Genomic DNA, 17,577 nt, shown 5'->3' on the forward strand with positions numbered 1-17,577 from the left:
AGACCATAAAAAAACCCCGCACAAGGCGGGGTTCTTTATGGGTGTAGCTTTTCGGGGTAAAGCCGGCTTACATCATGCCGCCCATACCACCCATGCCGCCCATGTCCGGCATGCCGCCGCCTGCTGGCTTGTCTTCAGGCACGTCAGCGATCATCGCTTCAGTGGTGATCATCAAGCTGGCAATGGAGGACGCCGCCTGCAGAGCAGAGCGAGTCACTTTGGCCGGGTCAAGGATACCCATTTCAATCATGTCGCCGTATTCGCCGGAAGCAGCGTTGTAACCGAAGTTACCCGAACCCTGCTTGACCTTGTCGACAACAACGCTTGGCTCGTCACCGGAGTTGGCAACGATCTGGCGCAGAGGCGCTTCGACTGCACGACGCAGCAGAGCAATACCAACGTCCTGATCAGCGTTGTCGCCTTTCAGACCTTCGATAGCTTGCAGGGAGCGAACCAGTGCTACGCCACCGCCAGGTACCACGCCTTCTTCGACGGCTGCGCGGGTTGCGTGCAGGGCGTCTTCAACGCGGGCTTTCTTCTCTTTCATTTCAACTTCGGAACCGGCACCGACCTTGATCACTGCAACGCCGCCAGACAGCTTGGCCAGACGCTCTTGCAGTTTTTCCTTGTCGTAGTCCGAGCTGGTGTCGCCGATTTGCTGACGGATCTGGGAGATGCGCGAGTCGATATCGGTTTTGACGCCAGCACCATCGATGATGGTGGTGTTTTCTTTGTTCAGGATGACGCGCTTGGCATTACCCAGGTGTTCCAGGGTAGTGGTTTCCAGGCTCAGGCCGATCTCTTCGGAGATAACGGTACCGCCGGTCAGAACAGCGATGTCCTGCAGCATGGCCTTGCGACGATCGCCGAAACCTGGAGCCTTGACGGCTGCAACTTTCACGATACCGCGCATGTTGTTGACAACCAGAGTTGCCAGCGCTTCGCCTTCAACGTCTTCAGCGACGATCAGCAGAGGACGGCCAGCTTTGGCGACTGCTTCCAGAACCGGCAGCATTTCGCGAATGTTGGAGATCTTCTTGTCGACCAGCAACAGCAGCGGGCTGTCCAGCTCGGCAACCATGGTGTCTGGCTTGTTGATGAAGTACGGAGACAGGTAACCGCGGTCAAACTGCATGCCTTCTACAACAGACAGCTCGTTTTCCAGGCCCGAACCTTCTTCAACGGTGATAACGCCGTCTTTGGTCACTTTTTCCATGGCTTCGGCAATGATGTCGCCGATGGAGTGATCAGAGTTGGCCGAAATGGTGCCGACCTGAGCAATTGCCTTGGTGTCGGTGCAAGGCTTGGACAGCTTCTTCAGCTCTGCAACGATGGCGATGGTCGCCTTGTCGATGCCGCGCTTGAGGTCCATCGGGTTCATACCGGCAGCGACAGCCTTCAGGCCTTCGTTGACGATGGCCTGAGCCAGAACGGTAGCAGTAGTAGTACCGTCACCGGCGTCATCGTTGGCACGGGAGGCAACGTCTTTGACCAGCTGCGCGCCCATGTTTTCGAAACGGTCTTTAAGCTCGATTTCCTTGGCAACCGACACACCGTCTTTGGTGATCAGCGGAGCGCCAAAGCTTTTCTCGATGATAACGTTACGGCCTTTAGGGCCCAGGGTCGCTTTAACTGCGTCAGCCAGGACGTTTACACCGGCGAGCATTTTTTTGCGGCCAGAATCGCCGAATTTAACTTCTTTAGCAGCCATGATCATTATTCCTTGAATACTTTGTAGTAACGGAAATCAGCGGGAGCACTCAGCCTTCGACGACAGCAAGAATCTCGTTCTCGCTCATCACCAGCAGGTCTTCGCCGTCTACTTTCACTGTGTTGCTGCCGGAATAAGGGCCGAACACAACCTTGTCACCCACTTTCACAGCCAGCGCACGTACTTCGCCGTTGTCCAGCACGCGGCCGGTACCCACAGCAACGATCTCGCCGCGGTTAGGCTTTTCAGCAGCCGAACCTGGCAGAACGATACCGCCGGCAGTTTTCGTTTCTTCTTCACTGCGACGGATTACGACGCGGTCATGCAGAGGACGAAGCTTCATTGTCGATCTCCTGATTATGTTTGTTTGATCGTCCGGTGAGTGCACCGGCCGGTTTAAATCCGGACTTGCCGGTTACGGTTCGACGCGCGAACCGCAGAATACGGTCTGGCCTTCATGCCAGAAACCTTGCGGTGACCCATACATAAGGGCGAGCAAAGTGATTACAAGTCTTGGGCAAAAAAATTTTACAGCCCAATTGCCACCCCAAAACGAGCGCGGCACCCGAAGGTGCCGCGCTGCCGGGGGTGTAACGGCTACTTGTCGCGATGTTCGAACTCGCCTTCGATCACATCCGGCTCGCGGGTCGGCTGGTGAATGGCATTCGGGCGATGGCTGGCAGGTCCCTGATTGGCCTGAGTCTGCAGATCATCGGCGAAGGCGCGCTGACGCATAGCCTGATCCTCTGCACGGCGACGAACCTTGTTGATCAGCAGACGACGAGTAATCGGCAGCAGACAGATCACACCCAGAATGTCACTGATGAAGCCGGGCAACAGCAGTAGACCGCCACCGACGGCGACCATTAGGCCTTCAAGCATTTCCTGGGCAGGCAGCTCGCCACGCGCCAGACTTTCGCGCGCACGCAGCGCCGTGGCAAAACCGGCTACCCGCATGACGAACAAGCCGAGCATGGACGTCGCGACGACCAGCAGGAAGGTCCAGAGAAAGCCGATGGACATCCCGACACGAACCAGCAGAAACAGCTCAAGTACCGGGAATAATAAAAACAGCAGCAAAAAAACACGCATCAAATGAGTTCCTCAAGGGAAGAATGCCTTCCGAGTAGACCGTATGTGATGTCAGAAGGTCGTTAATTCAAGCTCCCTGCGCTTGGGTAACAGCTCAATTATGCGCATAAGTCAGCTGAACCTGGGCTTCACAAACGTGTATCGGTGTATTTCAGGGCCAGACGGCAGACCCGAGACGAACGCGCAAAAACAGCCTATAACGTGCTCTGGCTATGGCATAAGCACTCGCATCAAGCCAGTGATGCCATGGAAACGATCAACTGTGATTGGGCACGCACATGGAATTGAAAGACAAGCTGATAATTATCACCGGCGGATGCCAGGGGCTAGGCAGAGCCATGGCCAAATATCTGGCTGGCAAGGGCGCGAACCTGGCACTGCTGGACCTGAATCAGGACAAGCTTGATCAGGCTGTCGCAGCCTGTGAGGCGCTCGGGGTCAATGCTCGCGCCTATCTATGCAATGTCGCCAATGAAGAACAGGTCGTCGACACAGTCAACAAGGTCGCCGAGGACTTCGGGGCCATTCATGGCCTGGTCAACAACGCCGGTATTTTGCGTGACGGCCTGCTGGTCAAGGTCAAGGATGGCGAAATTACCAAACTGAGCCTGGCGCAGTGGCAGTCGGTAATTGACGTCAACCTGACCGGCGTATTCCTCTGCACGCGCGAGGTAGCGGCGAAAATGATCGAGCAGAAGACTCAGGGCGCGATCATCAATATCTCGTCGATTTCACGGGCAGGGAATATCGGACAAACCAACTATTCGGCAGCCAAGGCCGGCGTTGCCGCTGCGACCGTTACTTGGGCAAGGGAACTGGCACGCTACGGAATCCGCGTGGCGGGCGTGGCACCTGGGTTCATTGAAACCGAAATGACCGAAAGCATGCGCCCCGAAGCACTTGAGAGGATGACCTCGGCCATCCCGCTCAAGCGCATGGGCAAACCGGACGAAATCGCCCACTCGGTGGCTTACATTCTTGAAAACGATTATTTCAGCGGCCGCATACTGGAGCTGGACGGCGCGATGAGAATCTAGTCAACCCATCCTGGCAGAGCGATGCACACAGTGCGCATCGCTCGCCACGTTGCTTACCAGCTCACACCGAAACCGGCGGTGTAGCGGGTCTTGTCCACGTCGCCGTTATCCGAGCCACTGATGATGTTTTTCTCGGCCTTCAGGTTAAGCGATGCCCAGTCGGTAACCTTGTAGCGCAGCCCGGCTTCGACATCCATGGAGTAATCGGCAACGCCACTCAACGGCTTGCCCAGCTCGCCGTTGCTGAAGAACTCGAACTTCTTGCCGATCAGGTAGCGGTTGTAATCCCAGGTACCTGCGACCGAATAGAAGTTTTCCTTCTGGCCATTGGAGAATTCGAAATCTGTGCGGTTAAGCAGCGCACCGACCTTGAAGGCTCCCAGCTCGTCATCCCACAGCTGGTAACCAGGACCTGTACCGACAACACGCTGACGCGACAGGTCTTCGATCTTGTCGCGCTTGTAGGTCACGCGAGCATCCCAGAAGAATTTCTCGGTCAGGAAGCGGTCCAGCGAGTATTCGGCGCTCCAGTTGTCGGTGCCGACCACATCATCGGTCGTTTCGCGGTTGTAATCGCCTTTGGCGTTATGGCGCCATTGGCCGTGACGCGCTGAAGTCTTGAAGGCAATGTTGTAGTCATTGGTGTCGTTTTCTGCCTGCTGGAAATCCAGCGCCGCATCGATATTGCCTTTCCAGACAAGATCAGTGATAACCGGCTTGGGCTTGATGATCTGATGGATACTTGCCAGTTCGACGGTCTTGGGTGCATCGCCATTAGCCAGCACGACCTTGCCATCATCGGCAGCCTGCAACGACTTGGAGACTTCGCCTGTGTGCTCATCCTGCTTTACCAGCAGTGGCTGATCGCTTTGCAGGGTTTTGACCTGCTTCCAGTCCAACGGAATAGCGCCGCCGTATTCGGTCTGCAACAGTAGCTTGCCACCATCGAACACTTTGATTGTGCCAGTCAGCCGGTCACCGTTCTTCAACCAGACAGTGTCGGCAAGCAATGGAGTGGAAACGGTAGTAATTGCGAGGCACAGCAGGGTTCTGGACAACATAAGCGGTAATCAGGCTCTGTTTGGCGGGAAGGCGGGCATCATCCTGCAGAAGAACATCAAGGCAATCTCAATCCATGGACCGCCGGACACGGTGATAACAGACAGCAGCGATCAACCAAAGTTCCGCGAACGACAATCAATATCGTTTTATACAGGATAAACGCGTGACCGACCCGGACTTGACACTTCTTTACCCTGGCGAGCAGTCAGCTACAGAAATACGACGTACAGCCCTCTACCTGACGATGGCGCAAATACCGGAGGGCAAAGTGGTCGCTTACGGTCAACTGGCTGAAATGGCAGGGCTGGGCAGAGCTGCGCGCTGGGTGGGCCGTACATTGAGTCAGTTGCCGGACGGCTCTTCCCTGCCCTGGCATCGGGTGTTGGGGGCCGGCGGTCGGCTCAGTCTGCCCGCTGGCAGTGTGTCCGGTGACGAACAGCGAGCCCGTTTACGCGCCGAGGGCGTTACCATTCGGAATAATCGGGTGGATATGCAGCGCCATGGCTGGCGTCCCCTATAGCACAGCGGTTAGAGTGCGCCCTTTGTTTTCGTAACCTGAGGCAGATTCCAGCCCATGCCCCGTAAAACCTGGCGCGCCGCGCTCGCCGCATATGCCAGCCCGTCGACATTAGTGTTACTGCTGCTCGGATTCGCTGCGGGCATGCCTTATATGCTGGTCTTTTCGACCTTATCCGTGTGGTTGCGCGAAGCCGGTGTTGCTCGCGAGACCATCGGCTATGCGAGCCTGATCGGTCTTGCCTACGCCTTTAAATGGGTCTGGTCGCCCTTACTCGACCAATGGCGCCTGCCGTTTCTGGGCAAGCTGGGGCGGCGGCGCTCCTGGCTGGTGCTGGCACAGAGCCTGGTGATTCTCGGCCTGATCGGTATGGGTTTCTGCGATCCGCAAAAGCATTTGTCCTGGCTGATCGCAATTGCCGTAGTAGTGGCCTTCGCCTCCGCAACACAAGACATCGCCATCGACGCCTATCGCCTTGAAATCGCTCAGGACACCCAGCAGGCCGCCCTCGCCGCCAGTTACATGTCCGGCTATCGGGTGGCCGCACTGTTGGCGACCGCGGGCGCGCTGTACTTCGCTGAAGGTTTCGGCTCCACAGGCTTTGCTTACAAGCATTCGGCGTGGACCGGCACCTATGTGCTGTTTGGCCTGCTGATGCTGCCAGCGCTGGTCACTACGCTGATCATGCGCGAGCCACCCGTACCGTTGCGCACCCAGCTGTCGGCAGCGCGCTATGGTTTTACCCACCAGTTGGCCTCGGTGTTCGTGCTCATTGTGCTGCTGGTTTCAGTACCGGCAATGTTTACCCAGCTTTACAACACCGACTTCGCCAGCGTGCTGTTCAACGGCACCAGCTGGATGGACCTGCTGCTGGAAGACCGGGCTTTCCTGCGCGCCATTCTCTACACGCTTCTGACCTTCGCCTGTCTGTCATCAATGGGTCGTCGCGGGCTAGCGCCGGTGCTTACGCCGATCAACGACTTCATCATGCGTTATCGCTGGCAGGCCCTGCTGTTACTGGGCCTGATTGCGACCTATAGAATGTCGGACACGGTGATGGGCGTCATGGCCAACGTGTTCTACATCGACCAGGGCTTCACCAAGGACCAGATCGCCAGTGTCAGCAAGATCTTCGGCCTGATCATGACCCTGCTGGGCGCTGGTGCCGGTGGTCTGCTGATCGTACGCTTCGGCATCATGCCGATCCTGTTCATCGGCGGCTTCACCTCGGCAGCGACCAACATCCTGTTCCTGTTGCTGGCGGACATGGGCCCGAACGTGAAGATGCTGATCCTGACCATCTCACTGGACAACCTCAGCTCAGGGCTGGCGACATCAGCGTTTGTCGCCTACCTGTCGAGCCTCACCAACCTTAAGTTTTCCGCCACTCAATACGCACTGCTCAGCTCAATCATGCTGCTGTTGCCGCGTTTGCTGGGCGGTTATTCCGGCGTGGTGGTGGAGAAATTCGGTTATCACAATTTCTTCCTGATCACCGCTCTGCTGGGCATTCCAACGCTGGTGATGATCATCCTGCAATGGAGCCGCGAGATACGCACCGCGAAGGCCGAGGCACCGACAGCAGTTTCAGAGATTGAGAAGCCCTGATCGCCGGATCACTCATCAAGGAAAAAAAGTGGACACCGAAAACCAAACACGCCCTTTCAACCCCATCCCACTGATTCTTATCAGCCTGGGGATCTGGCTACCTATCATCGGCACTCTGCTGACATATTATCTGTCGCGAGACGCTGATGGCCTGTCCGGATCAATGGCCTTGGGCAGTGCGGTAGTCCTGCTAGCGCAGGTGGAAATCTTCGCGATCATCTTTCTGCTGATTTATGCGTTCGCTGTAAAGCCATGGAGGCTGTCCAGAAAGATACGCACAGTGTTCTCCATCAACGCAGTAGCCGCCACTGTCGCGGGCATCGGCATTATCGTCACGCTGGCCAATATAAGCCTGCAGTAATCGCCAACTAAAAAGCCCTGATGCTCGTGAGCCAGGGCTTTTCATAGCACACGCCTCCAGCCCTCTCCAAAAGCAAAGTCTTGCAGCCTGCATGGCTGTGTTCATTGCGCCGTAAGAAACGCACTACAGCCTCTTATGAATTGGACGACGAAATCGTTAGCCATTCCCCACTACCTCACCGCGCCGTGAGGAGTAATGTTGCCCGGTGATGGCCCATTGCAATTTAAGTGTGTGCCCCCGGAAAGAAGTTTATAGACTCACGCCCCTCTCTATATCAGCACTCTCTAGCGGAACGAGCGGCTGGTTTTATATAACGGAGCAACAATGTTAAAGGATCTAACGGCGCTATTTGCGCCACAAAACCGTCGCTTGATCAAGCTGACGACCGTTGCCCGTGACGAACAGGAACTCCTGCTGGAAAGTTTTTCCGGCACTGAAAGCCTGTCCGAGCTGTTCAGTTTCGAGTTGTCGATGATCAGCCGCGATGCCAGCCTGGAGCTCAAATCGCAGATCGGCCAGCCTGCACAACTGGCAATAGAACTCGCCACCGGCGAATCGCGCTTCATCAATGGCTATATCAGCACCTTCAGCCTGGAAGGCAGCGACGGCGGCCTGGCCCGCTACAGCGCCACGCTAAGCCCATGGCTGTGGATGCTCTCGCGACGCGTCGACTCGCGCATATTTCAGGAACAGACCATCGAAGCCGTTATCCGAACGGTATTTGCGGCCTACGGCGCATTGCCCGACTTCGAGTTTCAACTCAGCCAGCCACTCAAGACGCACAGTTACATCACCCAGTACCGTGAAAGCGATCTGACCTTTGTATTGAGGTTGCTGGAACACGAAGGCCTGTTCTTCTATTTCGATCACAATCAGGAAAAGCACACGCTGATCATTCTTGATCACTCGCGTGACCTCTCGCCCCTGCCGCAACAGCCAAGCATTCGTTATCACAGCGCATCCGTTACCGAGACAGCGGACTCGATTACCGAATGGCGCAGCCATCGACGTCTGCAATCGGGGCGCATGTCCATTCAGACATTCGACTACAAGCAGCCCCGTAATCAGTTGCCTGTCGGCATGCCGAGCCTCAATGAGCAGGGCAACGTCGACGCGTATGAAGTGTATGACGTGTTTGATCACTACAGCCATGGCACCTTCAAAGACGGTGAACGCCTGGTGCGTCAGCGCCTGGAAGCCATTGAAGTACAGGGCAAGACATTCACCGGCAACAGTACCTGCCGCGCCATGTACCCTGGCCACACCTTTGAGCTGACCCAGCATTTTGATCATGACCGCGGCTCTGCTGAAGATCGCAGTTTTCTGCTGATAACGGTCAAGCATGAGGGCAGCAACAATTATCTGTCGGACGAAAGCGCGGGCTACAAAAACGAGTTCGTGTGCATTCGCCACAAGATCCCCTATCGTCATCCGATCACCGTTGCGCGCCCGAGCATTAACGGCCCGCTGAGCGCCATCGTGGTCGGGCCGGAAGGTGAGGAAGTGTTCACTGACGAGCTGGCGCGGATACAGGTCAGGTTCCATTGGCAGCGTGGCGACAGCCTGCCGCAAGGCACCACCTGGTTAAGGGTGGCGATGCCCAGTGCTGGCAGCGGCTTCGGGCATCAGTTCATGCCACGCATCGGCCAGGAAGTGCTGGTGACATTTCTGGCAGGCGATATCGACCGGCCTCTGGTGACGTCGGTGCTCTACAACAACATTAATCTGCCGCCACGCTTCAGCAAGGCCTCGGGACTGCCGGGCAACCGCACGCTGTCGGGGATCCGCACCCAGGAACACAAAGGCAGCGGCTTCAACGAATTGCTGTTCGATGACACGCCAGGCTCACTGCGCGCGCGCATGGGCACAACCCATCAGGCCACAGCCCTCAACCTGGGCAAACTGACCGACCCGCGTACTGACGGCACCGCCCAGCCACGCAGCAACGGTGCAGAACTGCGCACCGATGCCGCCATCGCCCTGCGTGCCGCGCAGGGCATGTTACTCACCACCTATGCGCGTACCGACGCAAAAGGCTCACAGCTGGATCGCGAAGAGCTGCTCAAACTGCTGGCCGAGTGCGGCGAGTTGTTCAAATCCCTCGGCGAAACCGCTGCCGCGCGCGGCGGTCAGGCCGTGGATGTTCAAGGCATCGACGCCTTGCGTCAGTCGCTGAATCAATGGCCCGCGCCGGACAGCAACGGCCTGGGCGACCCGGTACTGGCCATGACCGCAGCCGCCGGCATCGCCAGCGCCACGCCGCGCTCGCAGGTTCACTATGCGGGTGAACATCACGACACCACCGCGCAGAACAACCTGCAATTGACCAGCGGCGCGGCCATGCACCTGCAAGCGGGCAAAGGGCTGTCAGCCTTCGCCCAGGACGCTGGCATCAGCGCCATCGCCAACCGCGGCAAAGTGCTGGTGCAGGCCCAGGAAGACGACATCGCCCTCAATGCCCAGAAAAACCTGCACGTCTCGGCCGTCGAAGGCGAAGTGGTCATCACCGCACCGACCATCCGCCTGGTCGCCGATGACGGCAGTTACATCAAGATTGGCGGCGGCGTCGAGATCGGCTCGCAAGGCAAAGTCACCGTGCACGCCAGCGAACACGACTGGATCGGCCCCAAGACCGACAGCGCTGCGATCCCCTCTTTCGGCCGCGACCCCGCCGCCCAGCAGGTCACCTTCCACTACCCCGGCCACAGCGAACAAAGCCCGCGGGCAGCAGCGGACCACTCGTATGAAATCAAACTGGAAGATGGCAGCCTGGTGAAAGGAATGACGAACGCAGACGGACTGACGGAGCGCGTGGAACGCGAAATGATGCATCAGGCACAGGTATCGGCATTACGCAGTGGCACACCGAAAGGAGGTGCCCAATGAACGGCGCCGATGAATACGCCGTTGCCCAAGGCAACACACGCCTGATCCCCAACCTAAATACCACCAGCAAAATGGAAGTTCCCGCCGACTTGCCCGGCGTAGTGATCTTTCTGCATGGTGTGAATGACCCGGGGGCTTCTTATGAGTCGGTGGAGACCGGGTTGTGTCAGGGGGTGAATGAGCGGCTGGATCGGCCGGATCTGGTGCCGGGGCGGTATGGGGCTGAATACGACGTTGCGAAGAAAAAACTCAGAGCCAAGCAACCGCTGGGAGATCGAGATAAACAGCTACTCGACGACCCAGACACCCATCTTTACAGACGCGATGCAGAAGACCCGAAAACTCGCAGCCTGCTGATTCCTTTTTATTGGGGATATCGGGCCGACCCTAGCGAAATCAGTCGAGACAAGAACAACAACCCCACAAAACTGCGCGACCAGTATCAAGACATACAGGGCAATCGCCTGGATCGCCATTTTGGCAAGGCCGGTGGTTATTTTGTCAATGCCACCAATAACCTGCTGGAAATGTATGACAAGGGCCTGCCACTGACCATGCGCCTTAAGATTGCCCGACTCACGCTGCCCAATACCCATTTTATGGGGGATAACCCACATCGACGTTATTACGTCCTGGCTGCTCATCGGCTCGCGATGATGGTCAAGGAGATACGCCGGGTGTCTCCCGACGAAACCATCACGATCATGGCGCATAGCCAGGGCACGTTGATCACCCTGCTGGCGCAAGCGCTGCTGGTCGACGGAGGGCATCGTTGCGCGGACACAATCATCATGGTCGACACACCCTACTGCCTGTTCCCGGAAGTGACCCCCAAAGATCAAGACACGCTAACCACACTGACTCGTATCGTGGCACAGGTGACTCAGGCACCCCATACCCAGCCGCCGCTGTCGGACCTGTGCAATCCTGCAACCTACTGCGGAAGAAGCGGCCCACAGTGGTCGCCGACACAAGGTACGCGCAAGGACAAGGACAAGGTAGGTAATGTGACGGTATTTCCTGAGCGTGATAACCGCGGCAAGGTGTACCTGTATTTCTGCCCGGACGACACCACCGTTGCACTGGATGACGTGAGAGGCATCGGCACGTTCGGGGTGTGGGATACCCATGGTAAAAACAGTACTCGCAACCCTATGGCTGAATTGAAGGCCGTGCGCTTTTATCAACGCATGTGGACGAAGCGCTACCGTGACGATTCTCCGGTCATGGTTGGCAAGCCTCCAGGCTATGACCTATTGCGCGCCAAAAACGAATCTCGCTATGCCGGCGACAGTTGGTTCGCAGGCCTCCTTTCGAAAGGCCCTACTGAAGAAGGGCATCGGATACTGATCAACGCTGAACAACTGTACCCACCACACGCCCCCTATATGTTTGGCGGGGAGGAAATAAAGGGTAAGCCGACCGAATCGGGTCTCGACAGACCTGACGATGCAAACAAAGCCTCTGCCGTAGGCAATCCAAGAGCCAAGCTCAGATGGCACTTTGTGCGCAACCACACTGGATCGATAGATCTGGAGCGAGAGCTCGCAGAATGGAATATGGGCAAAGCGCCAGGTCAACAGACCCGCATAATACGCAAACGAAGATTGACAGGCGACGGCGCACCGAAGCCTTCGGATACTTACGAAATACTACGAGAGGACACGCCGGACGAAATACGTGAGTTCATGGATGAAAGCAATTCGACCGAGGTGCTGGACTTCAATAGCTATCACTCGGGTCTGTTGCGAAGCCCGGAAAACCATCAATGGGTAACGGCGATGGATATCGCGATTGGTCAGGCGAAATGCTTGGACGATCCAGCAATGCGTGATGTGCTGGTGGCGATTGCGGATTGGAAGATGGATGTAAGGCAGTTTCTTAGCACCACAGAATTACCTGGCTGGGAAAACCTCAGCGCTGAAGCTCAGGCACTCGTGAAGGCTAGCCATGAGTATTATCAAAAAGGAATCTTTCCACCTGCGAGCTTAGTATCTCTGGTCCCTCCTCCCTTGGTCCAAGCCTCATTGAAAAGCGGAGGTAGCCAGTGACAGTCAAACGACAAAGATCAACACTTCGTCCAAAACTTAAGCCTTATGCCTGGATCACCGGAGTGATGCTCACGCTATGGCTCGGCTTCGTTCTGATGGTCTATCTCAACGCACAGGAAAACAACATGGAACTTCGTGACATAAACTCGGTTACCCGCTTGGGTATTGCAGGGATTCTAGGTGCAGTCCTGCTTAGCTACAGCGGGCATTGGTGGGGCAAAGCTATTGCTAATGAAAAGCACGAACTGGCGGCTTATAAATCCGAGATTATTGCTAAAAATACAGAACAACAGGTTGCGCAAGCACGAACATACTCACTAGAAATACGAGGCGTAGGCCTTGCAGTCAATGACTGGCATCAATCGTCTGTCTGGCGAGAAATTGCTAAAAAAAGCAACAATTTCTCATCGATATTTCCGTCGGACTCTAAAGCCTATAACCCATCATTGAGCTCGCGAGAAACTACAGCGGATATTAATACTCGGGTGGCTTTTCAGCATTCCGCAGGAGAGTCAGTAGCCTATTGGCCAATTCCAGCCTTTGCTTTAGGCCCTCCGAACCCTTACGAAAAGCCCTACCGTGCAGCGAACCTGATCAACTCTGGCCGGAATGCAGCGACCTTAGGTGTCACCCAGCTTCTCTGGCAAAACGATGAGAGCACCAACTACGCACAAAGCATGATCGAGCGCCTGTTTCAGTTTTTTGAGGCTAATCCTAAAGTTCCGCAAGCACTGATCGCAAGCGAGGACGGGGACGTCACGCGGAACATATATCGCAAACGTGGCACTCCTGGCCTGCAGAAAAATACTCAAGTAGTACCAACGGTATTTGAAAGCATGACAGGCCTGCTGGTCACCCGCTCTGACAGGGTAGATCGATATATTCGTCCCTATGCGACAAACGAGCCAGAGGACAACCAGAGCAAAGATACCGATCTAGGCAAGCTTTGGGCTTTCTACTGGGATCGGGACAAAGCATTTATGGACTGGTACGAAACTGCCGAGAAAGCGAAAGGCGTTGAAACCCCCTACGCCCCCGGAACCATGTCCACCGCCTACTGGCAATCCCAGCTCCCCACCCTCTGGAAAACCATTAGCAATCGCGGCCCCGGCAATTTCGAGCCCTCCCCTTGGTTACCTATTCGCTGGGGTCAGCATCAGGTCAAGGAGTTCGACGCTGCGCCGGTGCTTGGCTACCTGCATCGGCCAATCAAGGCTCTGATGCAGGATGAAAACGGCAAGCGCCTGAAACCTGCCTTGCAAGCCAAAGCCTTGCAAGCCGCCTGGGTAAAGGCACTAGACACACTGCCTGAGGGTCAGAAACCTGTGCGGGTGTTCTACGACAGCACCAACAACCCTGAAGCGGAAATTGCCCTCAACAATGCCCTGCACGACCTGAACAAGGACGGCCACGGTCTTGAGCTGGGCAACGTCGAAGAGGGTTACGACATCGGTCGCCGTCTGGGTAATACCGGGGTCAGCGGTGCATTGGTCGAGATCAATCTGGCTACCATCGCCAGTTACAAGGATGGCGGTGTCAGCGCCGTGGTCTACGCCGGCACCGATGGCAACCTGACCGTACAAATGGTCCGCCCGCCCGATGAAGCCCGTAAAGCGAAGAACAGCCAGAACCGCGGCGCAGATCCGTTTACCTTCGGCTCGCCAACCGGCGGGGCACCCGCAGAGTGAGTTATCCGGTCTGCCTGGGCGACGCCACCAGCAGTGGTGGCCGAGTGGTCTCCTGCCAATTGGCACGCACTCACACAATCAACGGCAAGCCTCCGGCCGTACTGGGCGACAAAGCCACCTGCCCGCTTCATGCAGGTGAGTTCGCCTTTATCGAGGGCAACCCCACCCGAAAACTGAACGGCATACCGGTGGTCCTGCACGGCCACCGACTGGCGTGCGGCTGTCAGGGTGTGGCCAGCCACGCCATGAATGTGCGAGTGATTTAGGATATTTCGTGATCAGGTCATGCAGCGCAAGTACAGGAAACAACATGGAACTGCCCCCTCAATTGGAACAAGGAAGAAACATGTACACGCGTTTTTGTCAGGCCGTCGTAGGGATGCATTTAGTCGCTGGGATGGTTCTATTAGCGGGCTGTGCGCAAGAGTCAGTGTCCCCGTGTGACGAGTTGATTGGTGACTACGCCACAAAGCCCAAGAATCAGCCAAGGATTCGTATCGAGAAAAGCGGCGAGAAGTTCTTGTTCACGCATAGCGAATCGGGTGCACAGGTCAGTGAGCCGCTCACCCCCTTACCCAACGCCGAAATAGTGGAAATGTTTGAAGGCAAGATAGTCCCGCCTCGCTGCATTCTCACCGCTGATGGTATGAAGATAATGAAGCTCCCCGCTGGCAGCGGCGTTAATCCCACAGAGGATCCCGATCGGAAACTTTCGCAGTATCCCGAGCCGACCCCATTCCTCATGGGCATATCTGCGGGAGTAGCGGCTGTACTGGGTCTTTACCCGGTGCCTCATCAAGAAAAACTCAAAGATATCGACGAGGAAGATGAGGACGACGGTTACATTTACAGTAAATAACGTACTTTTTGTGCCGGAGAGCTGAAAGGCATGTTCGTATCAACAGACGGTAAAGCGCCCGGGCATCGCTGAAGGCAGACAATCATCAATCATGAAAATAGCCTTTTCCTGAACCTGCAGATAAAGAAAAGCCCCGACTCTCACGAGCCAGGGCTTTGTCATACCGCACAAACCACTATTCCTGAACCACCCGCACAATCCGTTGCGGCAGTGGAATCTCGATGCCTGCGTCCTTCAAGCGGTCGCGTGCTTCGATGTTGAACATCGACGTCACGTCGCCCATGTCGCCACTGCTGGTCCAGACGCGCAGGGACAAGGTAATTGCGTTCTCCCCCAGCGCTGCCACCACGGCCTGTGGGGCCGGGTCCTTGAGTACGCGTGGGTCGTCTGCCATGTCCAGCAGGACCTGCAACGCTTTCCTCAGATCTGCGTCGTGGCTGACGCCGATGTCGAAGGTGATCTTGCGGGTTGGCTGACGGTTGGTGTTGGTGATGATCCCATTGGACAGGTTGCCGTTGGGAATGATCACCGTACGGTTGTCGCCGGTGCGCAGCACGGTGTGGAAGATCTGGATGTTGTCGACGGTTCCCGACACACCCTGGGCTTCGATCCAGTCACCGATACGGAACGGGCGGAACAACAGAATCAGCACACCACCCGCAAAATTCGCCAGGCTGCCTTGTAATGCCAGACCGATCGCCAGGCCAGCCGCACCGATAGCGGCCACGAACGAGGTGGTTTCGACGCCGATCATCGACGCGACGCTGACCACCAGCAGGATTTTCAGAATGATGTTCGCCAGGTTGCTGACGAAGCCCTGCAAGGCCAGGTCGGCGTTTCGCAACGCCAGCAACGCACCAAGCTTGCCGGTCAGCCGGTTGATCAGCCACCAGCCCACACACAGCGTTACGACTGCCAGCAGCAAGCGGCTGCCGTACTCCATGATCATCGGAATCCAGGCCTGCGACGCTTGCCACAGATGACCGACTTCTGCGTTTAAATCCATCGTTATCTCCTTACTCGTCACGAACTGCGATCAAAACCACGGCGGCCTGCCGTCATTTCAATGCTCAGGGCGATTCGGACTGGCCGGGGAACGCAGGGTTCCCCGGCTTTCAATGCAATGATCAGTCGCGGAAGTTGTTGAATTGCAACGGCATGCCTGAATCGTAGGCACGCAGCGCTGCGATGGCTTCTTGCAGGTCGTCGCGTTTCTTGCCGGTAACCCGCACCTGCTCGCCCTGAATGGCGGCCTGGACCTTGAGTTTGGCCTCTTTGATATGGGCGACGATTTTTTTCGCCAGTTCCTTGTCGATGCCTTCGCGCAGGGTGACTTCCTGCTTCATCAATTTGCCGGAAGCGTAGGCATCCTTGATCTCGAGGCATTTTGCGTCGATCTTGCGTTTGACCAGCGCCAGCTTGAGGATTTCGACCATGGCCTCCAGCTGGAAGTCTGCTTCTGCGGTCAGCGTGACGGTCAGTTCCTTGAACTCGAAAGTACCTTTGCCTTTGAGGTCATAGCGACGGTCCAGCTCTTTGATGGCATTGTCGACGGCATTCGTGACTTCGTGTTTATCCAATTCGGACACTACGTCGAACGAGGGCATGTATGTTCTCCAGATAAACGGCGTGCGCACGATTCGGGCACGCGTGACTTGACGGTTTGAAAGAACGCTCATTATAACGAGACTTTTCCTGCATTCACTGTGAGCCTTTCATGCACATCCTTGTTTTCACCTTCAGCAGACCGCTTCAACGCCTTAACGTGCCTCACTGATGGCGCTCACATGGCATGTTCTCGGCGCGGGAAGTCTGGGCACTCTGTGGGCGGCGCGACTGGCGCGCGCAGGCCTGCCGGTGCGGTTGATTCTTCGCAATGCTGAACGGCTGGCGGCGTATAACGCCAGCGGCGGTTGCGTGACACTGGTCGAAAACGATATCGCCCATACGTACTCGGTCGAAGCACAGACCGCCGAACATCAACAACCCATCGAGCGGCTGCTGGTAGCCTGCAAGGCCTACGACGCTGAGCATGCTGTTGCGCAGTTGGCACCGCGTCTGGCGGCTCGTGCAGACGTCATCCTGCTACAAAACGGCTTGGGCAGTCAGGACGCTGTGGCTGCAGGAATTCCCCATATCCGCTGCCTGTTCGCCTCCAGCACCGAAGGCGCGTTTCTGGAGTCGGACTGGCGTGTCAGGTTCGCAGGCCACGGTTTCACCTGGCTGGGCGATGTATCGAACCCGGTAGCCCCCTCACTTCTGCAGGACTTACACGACAGTGCAATTCCCCATGAATGGACGCCGGACATCCAGACTCGCCTGTGGCGCAAGCTGGCGCTCAACTGTGCAATCAACCCGCTGACGGTGCTGCACGACTGCCGCAATGGCGGCCTGCTCGAGCACGCCTGCGAGGTCGCTACACTGTGTGCCGAGCTGAGCGATTTGCTGGGCCGCTGCGGCCAGCCAGCGGCAGCGCATGACTTGCATGCTGAAGTGCTGCGGGTCATTCATGCAACGGCAGCCAATTACTCATCCATGTATCAGGACGTGCTTCACGGGCGACGCACCGAAATCAGCTACCTGCTGGGTTACGCGTGTGCGGCAGCCGTGCGTCATCGCTGTCCGGCAGCACACCTGCAGCAATTGCAGACACGTCTGACAGCACATCTGGCACACAAGGGTTTGCGTACTGACTAGCGCGCGCT

16 protein-coding genes are annotated in these 17,577 nt (G+C 56.6%); 10 read left to right on the forward strand and 6 right to left on the reverse strand.

Annotation, left to right across the window (positions count from 1 at the left end; genetic code table 11):
- Positions 1-67 precede the first annotated feature (67 nt).
- From groL to RYC17_RS05750, 3 genes are all read right to left on the reverse strand, one after another.
- Positions 68-1,711, reverse strand: a complete 1,644-nt coding sequence (gene groL, locus RYC17_RS05740; protein WP_002555022.1) for a chaperonin GroEL — start codon at positions 1,709-1,711, stop codon at positions 68-70.
- A gap of 49 nt (positions 1,712-1,760) precedes the next feature.
- The gene (locus RYC17_RS05745; RefSeq protein ID WP_003304675.1) at positions 1,761-2,054 is read right to left on the reverse strand and encodes a co-chaperone GroES; all 294 of its coding nucleotides are present in this window, start codon (positions 2,052-2,054) and stop codon (positions 1,761-1,763) included.
- Positions 2,055-2,308: 254 nt separating this feature from the next.
- A complete protein-coding gene (locus tag RYC17_RS05750) occupies positions 2,309-2,803 on the reverse strand; it encodes an FxsA family protein (protein WP_002555024.1) in 495 nt (164 codons plus the stop codon).
- Positions 2,804-3,081: 278 nt separating this feature from the next.
- On the opposite strand from RYC17_RS05750, the gene RYC17_RS05755 reads away from it, so the two are divergent.
- Positions 3,082-3,840, forward strand: a complete 759-nt coding sequence (locus tag RYC17_RS05755) for an SDR family oxidoreductase (RefSeq protein WP_057401643.1) — start codon at positions 3,082-3,084, stop codon at positions 3,838-3,840.
- Positions 3,841-3,893: 53 nt separating this feature from the next.
- Here RYC17_RS05755 and RYC17_RS05760 read toward each other — a convergent pair whose 3' ends face one another.
- Positions 3,894-4,901, reverse strand: a complete 1,008-nt coding sequence (locus RYC17_RS05760) for a DUF481 domain-containing protein (protein ID WP_002555026.1) — start codon at positions 4,899-4,901, stop codon at positions 3,894-3,896.
- A gap of 164 nt (positions 4,902-5,065) precedes the next feature.
- Between RYC17_RS05760 and RYC17_RS05765 the strand changes: the two genes are divergently transcribed.
- The 8 genes from RYC17_RS05765 to RYC17_RS05800 all read left to right on the forward strand — a co-directional run bounded on the left by RYC17_RS05765 (position 5,066) and on the right by RYC17_RS05800 (position 14,872).
- A complete protein-coding gene (locus tag RYC17_RS05765) occupies positions 5,066-5,422 on the forward strand; it encodes an MGMT family protein (protein WP_057401642.1) in 357 nt (118 codons plus the stop codon).
- 54 nt (positions 5,423-5,476) lie between these two features.
- On the forward strand, positions 5,477-7,027 hold the full coding sequence (locus RYC17_RS05770; RefSeq protein ID WP_002555028.1) for an AmpG family muropeptide MFS transporter: 1,551 nt from the start codon (positions 5,477-5,479) through the stop codon (positions 7,025-7,027).
- Between the two features lie 28 nt (positions 7,028-7,055).
- Positions 7,056-7,388, forward strand: a complete 333-nt coding sequence (locus RYC17_RS05775) for a hypothetical protein (protein ID WP_004656474.1) — start codon at positions 7,056-7,058, stop codon at positions 7,386-7,388.
- Between the two features lie 324 nt (positions 7,389-7,712).
- A complete protein-coding gene (locus RYC17_RS05780) occupies positions 7,713-10,274 on the forward strand; it encodes a type VI secretion system Vgr family protein (RefSeq protein ID WP_316902636.1) in 2,562 nt (853 codons plus the stop codon).
- Positions 10,271-12,325 (forward strand): DUF3274 domain-containing protein, encoded by a 2,055-nt coding sequence (locus RYC17_RS05785; protein WP_316902637.1) that lies wholly within the window; start codon positions 10,271-10,273, stop codon positions 12,323-12,325. Before RYC17_RS05780 ends, RYC17_RS05785 begins: the two co-directional genes overlap by 4 nt.
- A complete protein-coding gene (locus RYC17_RS05790; protein WP_316902638.1) occupies positions 12,322-14,013 on the forward strand; it encodes a DUF2875 family protein in 1,692 nt (563 codons plus the stop codon). Before RYC17_RS05785 ends, RYC17_RS05790 begins: the two co-directional genes overlap by 4 nt.
- Complete coding sequence (locus RYC17_RS05795; RefSeq protein ID WP_122259146.1) at positions 14,010-14,279, forward strand: PAAR domain-containing protein; 270 nt, start codon at positions 14,010-14,012, stop codon at positions 14,277-14,279. The genes RYC17_RS05790 and RYC17_RS05795 overlap by 4 nt, the downstream gene beginning before the upstream one ends.
- Before the next feature lie 80 nt (positions 14,280-14,359).
- Positions 14,360-14,872, forward strand: coding sequence for a hypothetical protein (locus RYC17_RS05800; protein ID WP_122259166.1), 513 nt, complete (start codon positions 14,360-14,362; stop codon positions 14,870-14,872).
- 175 nt (positions 14,873-15,047) lie between these two features.
- On the opposite strand, the gene RYC17_RS05805 is transcribed toward RYC17_RS05800, so the two are convergent.
- Positions 15,048-15,878: a mechanosensitive ion channel family protein gene (locus RYC17_RS05805; RefSeq protein ID WP_058407945.1), complete on the reverse strand. Its 831-nt coding sequence runs from the start codon at positions 15,876-15,878 to the stop codon at positions 15,048-15,050.
- A gap of 121 nt (positions 15,879-15,999) precedes the next feature.
- A complete protein-coding gene (locus tag RYC17_RS05810) occupies positions 16,000-16,479 on the reverse strand; it encodes a YajQ family cyclic di-GMP-binding protein (protein ID WP_316887735.1) in 480 nt (159 codons plus the stop codon).
- A gap of 169 nt (positions 16,480-16,648) precedes the next feature.
- Here RYC17_RS05810 and RYC17_RS05815 point away from each other — a divergent pair, with 169 nt between their 5' ends.
- Positions 16,649-17,569, forward strand: coding sequence for a putative 2-dehydropantoate 2-reductase (locus tag RYC17_RS05815; RefSeq protein ID WP_219170156.1), 921 nt, complete (start codon positions 16,649-16,651; stop codon positions 17,567-17,569).
- Positions 17,570-17,577 lie beyond the last annotated feature (8 nt).

It is taken from the genome of Pseudomonas syringae group sp. J248-6 (assembly GCF_032586995.1).
In the GTDB taxonomy this organism is placed as follows: domain Bacteria; phylum Pseudomonadota; class Gammaproteobacteria; order Pseudomonadales; family Pseudomonadaceae; genus Aquipseudomonas; species Aquipseudomonas amygdali.